Origin of the sequence: Kitasatospora sp. NPDC059088, from assembly GCF_042738155.1 — a bacterium.
In the GTDB taxonomy this organism is placed as follows: domain Bacteria; phylum Actinomycetota; class Actinomycetes; order Streptomycetales; family Streptomycetaceae; genus Kitasatospora.
The window spans coordinates 1-5,560 of sequence record NZ_JBHYGR010000237.1; the positions used below are offsets into that span (position 1 = coordinate 1).

At 70.1% G+C, this 5,560-nt stretch carries 4 protein-coding genes; 2 read left to right on the plus strand and 2 right to left on the minus strand.

Going from position 1 to position 5,560, the window contains the following annotated elements; genetic code table 11:
* Positions 1-114: 114 nt before the first annotated feature.
* Positions 115-576 carry a GNAT family N-acetyltransferase gene (locus ACFWXO_RS44380; RefSeq protein WP_380532709.1) on the minus strand — a complete coding sequence of 154 codons (462 nt, stop codon included), beginning with the start codon at positions 574-576 and terminating at the stop codon, positions 115-117.
* 99 nt (positions 577-675) lie between these two features.
* Positions 676-1,467, minus strand: a complete 792-nt coding sequence (locus tag ACFWXO_RS44385; protein WP_375896981.1) for a VOC family protein — start codon at positions 1,465-1,467, stop codon at positions 676-678.
* A 200-nt stretch (positions 1,468-1,667) separates the two neighbouring features.
* Here ACFWXO_RS44385 and ACFWXO_RS44390 point away from each other — a divergent pair, with 200 nt between their 5' ends.
* Both ACFWXO_RS44390 and ACFWXO_RS44395 read left to right on the plus strand, forming a co-directional pair.
* The gene (locus tag ACFWXO_RS44390; protein ID WP_380532712.1) at positions 1,668-3,902 is read left to right on the plus strand and encodes an ATP-dependent RecD-like DNA helicase; all 2,235 of its coding nucleotides are present in this window, start codon (positions 1,668-1,670) and stop codon (positions 3,900-3,902) included.
* A gap of 225 nt (positions 3,903-4,127) precedes the next feature.
* A complete protein-coding gene (locus ACFWXO_RS44395) occupies positions 4,128-5,417 on the plus strand; it encodes a citrate synthase (RefSeq protein ID WP_380532715.1) in 1,290 nt (429 codons plus the stop codon).
* Positions 5,418-5,560: the final 143 nt, after the last annotated feature.

The following is a 5,560-nucleotide window of genomic DNA, read 5'->3' on the forward strand; positions in this document are numbered from 1 at the left end:
GCCGATGGTACTGCAGGGGGGACCCTGTGGGAGAGTAGGACGCCGCCGAACAATCATTCAGAAAAGGCCCACCCGGGTGACCGGGTGGGCCTTTTCGTATTTCCGGGGAAGATGTCAGAGCTGCCGCTTGAATCCGAGGTGCGAGGCCGTGAAGCCGAGTCGCTCGTAGAACCGGTGCGCGTCCGTGCGGGTCGCGTCCGAGGTGAGTTGGACGAGGTCGGCGCCGAGTTCGCGGGAGCGCTCGACGGCCCACTCGATCAACTCGGTGCCGAGTCCGCTGCCGCGTTCGTCGGCGTGGATGCGGACGCCCTCGATGATCGTGCGGGTGGTGCCGGCCCGGGAGAGGCCCGGGATCACCGTGAGCTGGAGGGTGCCGACGACGCGGCCGGCGCGTTCGGCGACGACCAGGTGCTGGTGCGGGTCGCGGTCGATGCGGGTGTAGGCGGTGCGGTAGGGGGTGAGGTCGTCGGGGCTCTCGCGGGTGGCGCCCAGCGGGTCGTCCGCGAGCATGGCCACGATCGCCGGCAGATCGCCTTCGCCGGCCCGTCGGATCGTCAGAACAGCCGTTTCAGTCATGATCAGAGGATAAGGAGGGCCGAGGGGGTCGGCGGACTCTGTCTACGCCCGTAGCGTGCCTCCAGGGCCCGCTGTGGCCCACCACGGTCCGATGCCGGGTCACTCCCCGGGCCCGGCGCTGGTGATGACGGCGAAGACGGCTCCGTGCCGGTCCAGCAGCTGGGCGAGCCGGCCGACCCCGTGGAGGTCCGTCGCCGGGATCCGGACCTTCGCGCCGAGCCGGTCGGCGATGGCGAGGCAGGCGTCCACGTTGGGGACCTCGAAGTAGGGGAGCCAGTGCGAGCGGGTGCCGCGGGCGGTGTGCTCGGGGCTGAGCTGGAGGATGCCGCCGTGGGCGTCGTCGGTGCCGCCGCCGGACGGGGTGAGCACGGTGTAGAACGCCTCGCCGAGCGGGACGTCCTGTTCCTGCCAGTCGAAGACCGTGCGGTAGAAGGCCTTGGCCCGTTCCGCGTCGACGCTGTAGCACTCGGCCCAGCAGAGGCTGACCTGGTCGTTGACGACGTCCAGGCCGCGGGTGTCGTGCGGCTGCCAGACCGCGAAGTCGGCGCCGGTCGGGTCGGTGTAGCCGGCCATCCGGCCCGCGGTGAAGACGTCGAAGGGGGTGAACCGGATGCGGCCGCCCGCCTGTTCGACCAGGTCGGTGGTGCGGTCGGCGTCCTCGGTGGTGAAGTAGAGGGTCCAGCCGGGGAGCGCGCCCTCCTCGGCGAGCGGGCCGAGGGCGGCGACGGTGCGGCCGTCGAGCTGGAAGAAGCCGTAGCCGCCGGCTTCGGGGCCGGCCGAGTCGAAGGTCCAGCCGAACAGCGCGGAGTAGAAGTCGACGGAGGCCCGGGTGTCGGGGCTGCTCAGGTCGAGCCAGTTCGGGGAGCCGGGGCGGAAGTCGGTGTTGAGCATGGCGGCACTGCTCCTCGGACGGGTCCCGTGCGGGCGCGGGCGCGGTCGACGACCCCCTGGACCCTTTCAGCCTGGCACCTCGGTCGGGGCGGTGCACGGCAGGCCCGGCGGGCGGTCCGGCGGGCGGTCCGGACCTGTCCGCGCCGGGCGGTACGGTGCGTAACGGAATGGTCCACCCGTACCGGTCGAAGGGGGCTCCGGTGGGCAAGCAGGTGCAGTCGGGGCAGGAGGTGCCCCGCCAGCTCGCGCAGGTCGAGGGCGTGCTGGAGCGGATCACCTACGCCAATGAGGAGACCGGCTACACGGTGGCCCGGGTGGACACCGGCCGGGGCGGGAACGACCTGCTGACGGTGGTGGGCGCGCTGCTGGGGGCGCAGGTCGGGGAGTCGTTGCGGCTGCACGGGCGGTGGGGCTCGCACCCGCAGTACGGGCGGCAGTTCACGGTGGAGAACTACACCACGGTGCTGCCCGCGACCGTCCAGGGCATCCAGCGGTACCTGGGCTCGGGGCTGATCAAGGGGATCGGGCCGCGGTTCGCCGAGCGGATCGTCGAGCGCTTCGGGGTGGAGACCCTGGAGGTGATCGAGAACGAGCCGGGCCGGCTGATCGAGGTGCCGGGGCTGGGGCCCAAGCGCACCAAGAAGATCGCCGCGGCCTGGGAGGAGCAGAAGGCCATCAAGGAGGTGATGGTCTTCCTCCAGGGGGTCGGGGTGTCGACCTCGCTGGCGGTGCGGATCTACAAGCAGTACGGGGACGCCTCGATCGGGGTAGTGCGCAACGAGCCGTACAAGCTGGCCTCGGACGTCTGGGGCATCGGCTTCCTGACGGCGGACCGGATCGCCCAGGCGGTGGGCATTCCGCACGTCAGTCCGGAGCGGGTGAAGGCGGGCCTGCAGTACGCGCTGTCGCAGAGCACCGACCAGGGGCACTGCTACCTGCCGGAGGAGCGGCTGATCGCGGACGGCGTGAAGCTGTTGCAGGTGGACGTGGGGCTGGTGATCGACTGCCTGGCGGAGCTGGTCGCGGCGGAGGGGGTGGTGCGCGAGGCGGTGCCGGGGGAGGCGGGCGAGCCGATCACCGCGGTGTACCTGGTGCCGTTCCACCGGGCGGAGATCTCGCTGGCCAACCAGCTGCTGCGGCTGCTGCGTTCGGACTCCGACCGGATGCCGTGGTCGGCGGAGGTGGACTGGCCGGTGGCGCTGGAGTGGCTGGCCCGGCGGACCGGGGCGGCGCTGGCGCCGGAGCAGGAGCAGTCGGTGCGGCTGGCGCTGACCGAGAAGGTCGCGGTGCTGACGGGTGGTCCGGGCTGCGGCAAGTCGTTCACGGTGAAGTCGATCGTGACGATGGCGCTGGCCAAGCGGGCGAAGGTGGTGCTGGCGGCGCCGACCGGGCGGGCGGCCAAGCGGCTGGCGGAGCTGACCGGGGCGGAGGCCTCGACGGTGCACCGGCTGCTGGAGCTCAAGCCGGGCGGTGACGCCGCGTACGACCGGGACCGGCCGCTGGACGCCGACCTGGTGGTGGTGGACGAGGCCTCGATGCTGGACCTGATCCTGGCGAACAAGCTGGTCAAGGCGGTGCCGCCGGGCGCCCACCTGCTGTTCGTGGGGGACGTGGACCAGCTGCCCTCGGTGGGGGCCGGTGAGGTGCTGCGGGATCTGCTGGCCGAGGACGGGCCGATCCCCTCGGTGCGGCTGACCCGGATCTTCCGGCAGGCGCAGCAGTCGGGCGTGGTGACCAACGCGCACCGGATCAACGAGGGGAAGCCGCCGTTGACGGAGGGTCTGGCGGACTTCTTCCTGTTCGTGGAGGACGACACCGAGCGGGCGGCCGGTCTGACGGTGGACGTGGTGGCCCGCCGGATCCCGCAGAAGTTCGGCTACGACCCGCGCCGGGACGTCCAGGTGCTGGCGCCGATGCACCGGGGCCCGGCGGGGGCGGGGAACCTGAACACCCTGTTGCAGGGGGCGGTGACGCCGGCCCGGGAGGGTCTGGCGGAGCGGCGTTTCGGCGGGCGGACCTTCCGGGTGGGGGACAAGGTCACCCAGATCCGCAACAACTACGACAAGGGGCGGAACGGGGTCTTCAACGGCACAGTGGGAGTGGTGACCGCCCTCAGCGTGGACGACCAGCGGTTGACGGTGCTCACCGACGAGGACGAGGAGGTGCCGTACGACTTCGACGAGCTGGACGAGCTGGCCCACGCCTACGCGGTGACGATCCACCGCTCGCAGGGAAGTGAATACCCGGTGGTGGTGATTCCGGTCACCATGTCCGCTTGGACGATGCTCCAGCGAAACCTGCTCTACACGGCTGTGACCAGGGCGAGGAAACTCGTCGTGCTGGTCGGGTCACGGAAGGCGATCGCGCAGGCTGTGAGGGCCGTCAGTGCAGGTCGGCGGCACGCCGCGCTGGATCATCGACTTGCTTCTGGATGATTATCCAACAGGATGGTTGCCTCTAATGTTCTCTTGACGTGAAGAGATTTACGGCAGAGCCTAGGGTGGTGCCGATCTTGTCCGGTTCGTACCGGCAGGGGCAGCAGGTTTTGTAGGGGCGGGCCCTTCCGGGCCACCCCGGGTGCGCGACTGTCCTCCGGATGGGGGATCGTGGAGTCAGTCAGGGCACCTTGGAAGAGGATTCATTTCGTCGGTGAGGAAGACGTGAGCGACAACTCGGTAGTACTGCGGTACCAGGACGGCGAGTACGAGTACCCCGTCGTCGAGAGCACTGCGGGCAACTCCGGCTTCGACATCTCGAAGCTGCTCCCGCAGACCGGCCTGGTCACCCTGGACAACGGCTTCGGTAACACCGCCGCGTACAAGTCCGCGATCACCTTCGTGGACGGCGACAACGGCATCCTGCGGTACCGCGGCTACCCGATCGAGCAGCTCGCCTTGCAGGGCGGCTTCATCGAGACCGCGTACCTCCTGATCAACGGTGAGCTGCCCAACGCGGCCCAGCTGGCGGAGTTCAACCGCGAGATCACCCAGCACACGCTGCTGCACGAGGACGTCAAGCGCTTCTTCCAGGGCTTCCCGCGGGACGCCCACCCGATGGCCATGCTGTCCTCGGTGGTCGGCGCGCTCTCCACGTTCTACCCGGAGAGCCACAACCCGTTCGACGCGGCCCAGCGCCACCTGTCGACCGTCCGCCTGCTGGCCAAGCTGCCGACGATCGCCGCGTACGCGTACAAGAAGGCGATGGGCCAGCCCTTCGTCTACCCGCGCAACGACCTGAGCTACGTCGAGAACCTCCTGCGGATGACCTTCGCCGTCCCCGCCGAGGACTACGAGCTCAACCCGGTCATCGTCAACGCCCTGGACAAGCTGCTCATCCTGCACGCGGACCACGAGCAGAACTGCTCCACCTCCACCGTGCGCCTGGTCGGCTCCAGCCACGCCAACCTGTTCGCCTCGATCTCGGCGGGCATCTCGGCGCTGTGGGGCCCGCTGCACGGCGGTGCCAACCAGGCCGTCCTGGAGATGCTGGAGAGCATCCAGAAGGACGGCGGCGACGTCGACGCGTTCATCACGAAGGTGAAGAACAAGGAAGCCGGCGTCAAGCTGATGGGCTTCGGCCACCGCGTCTACAAGGCCTTCGACCCGCGCGCCGCGCAGGTCAAGCTGCTGGCGCACGAGGTCCTCGGCCAGCTCGGCAAGAGCGACGAGCTGCTGGAGATCGCGCTCAAGCTGGAGGAGCACGCCCTCAAGGACGACTTCTTCATCTCGCGCAAGCTGTACCCGAACGTGGACTTCTACACGGGTCTGATCTACCGCGCCATGGGCTTCCCGACCAGCATGTTCACCGTGCTGTTCGCCCTCGGCCGGCTGCCGGGCTGGATCGCCCACTGGCACGAGATGATCAACGACCCGACCAGCCGGATCGGCCGCCCGCGCCAGATCTACACCGGCACCGCGATCCGCGACTACGTCGAGCTCGAACAGCGCTGACGTCGCACCGCACCGAAAGGGGCCCGGCCGCTGCTGAGCGGCCGGGCCCTTCGCGTGCCCCCCCCCGGGCCCCGGAGGCCCCCGGGCCGGGCGGGCACCCGACGGCGCCCCACGCCCGGGGCGGCCGCGCCCCGGGGCCGGCG

Bases quoted from the DNA above. Each gene is read 5' to 3' on its own strand.
- ACFWXO_RS44380 (WP_380532709.1), bottom strand. From the start codon at position 576: ATGACTGAAACGGCTGTTCTGACGATCCGACGGGCCGGCGAAGGCGAT.
- ACFWXO_RS44385 (WP_375896981.1), bottom strand. From the start codon at position 1,467: ATGCTCAACACCGACTTCCGCCCCGGCTCCCCGAACTGGCTCGACCTG.